This is a genomic window from Halomonas sp. ND22Bw (genome assembly GCF_003011945.1).
In the GTDB taxonomy this organism is placed as follows: Bacteria; Pseudomonadota; Gammaproteobacteria; order Pseudomonadales; family Halomonadaceae; genus Halomonas; species Halomonas halophila.
The window spans coordinates 1-238 of sequence record NZ_PXWD01001737.1; the positions used below are offsets into that span (position 1 = coordinate 1).

At 66.0% G+C, this 238-nt stretch carries 1 protein-coding gene; it reads right to left on the minus strand.

The genetic code is table 11. From position 1 onward, the window contains the following. Positions 1-72: 72 nt before the first annotated feature. Positions 73-231, minus strand: a complete 159-nt coding sequence (locus CVH10_RS24230; protein WP_369336023.1) for a substrate-binding domain-containing protein — start codon at positions 229-231, stop codon at positions 73-75. Positions 232-238 lie beyond the last annotated feature (7 nt).

Here is a 238-nt window from a genome sequence, read left to right on the forward strand (position 1 = left end):
GTCCTGCAGCGGCCGGGTGCCCGACCGCACCTGGCGATTGATGTAGCGGACCTCGCCCTTGGCCAGATCGTTCTACCCTTTGACACCCAATGGATTTCGCGGCGCCACGATCAATCCCTGGCGTCGGGTGATGAAGCGGATGAGGCGATAGCTGCGCGGCTTGAGCTGGTCTCGATAGCCGCGGCTCAGCCGCTTGCCGACCTGCCCCCGCGGCAGGTGGAAACCGGCCAGATCGCAG